Below are 408 nucleotides of genomic sequence, written 5' to 3'. Positions count from 1 at the left end.
CCCCTGGTTTCGGCATGGATCGCCTTGATGTGGGCCAGCAGGGCCATGTCACTGACGCGCCCCACGTCCTTGTCGGGGATTTTTGTCCGACGCAGGTATTGATGAAATCCTCTGGCACTGACATCCAGGACAGAGCATTGTATCGAGACAGGCCAGTCCCGTCGGTGCCGCTCGATAAAGGCGTACTTCACAGCGACTCCCTGGCGAAGTACGCCGCTGCTTTTTTTAAGATGTCGCGCTCCATTTTCACACGCGACAATTCCGTTCGTAGACGACTGATTTCCATCTGTTCAGCACTGACTGCCGGTGTAGCAGAACTTTTCAACCCACCGTTGCCCGCTGCCTTGACCCAGTTATGTAGCGTCTGCTCCGACAGGCCGAGATTCCTGGCGACCGTCGCCACCCGCT

1 protein-coding gene and 1 pseudogene are annotated in these 408 nt (G+C 57.1%); both read right to left on the bottom strand.

The features are described 5' to 3' along the window. Positions 1-191 (bottom strand): annotated as a pseudogene (locus tag N826_RS45110) (IS3 family transposase); the annotation flags it as partial. After that, on the bottom strand, positions 188-408 hold a 221-nt coding region (locus N826_RS39295; protein WP_044438128.1), incomplete at its 5' end, for an IS3 family transposase. The pseudogene N826_RS45110 and the gene N826_RS39295, both read right to left, overlap by 4 nt.

This window comes from Skermanella aerolata KACC 11604 (assembly GCF_000936425.1).
Classification (GTDB): domain Bacteria; phylum Pseudomonadota; class Alphaproteobacteria; order Azospirillales; family Azospirillaceae; genus Skermanella; species Skermanella aerolata.
Note: the sequence above shows the minus strand (reverse complement) of the source record. Positions and strands in the feature narration are given on the sequence as shown.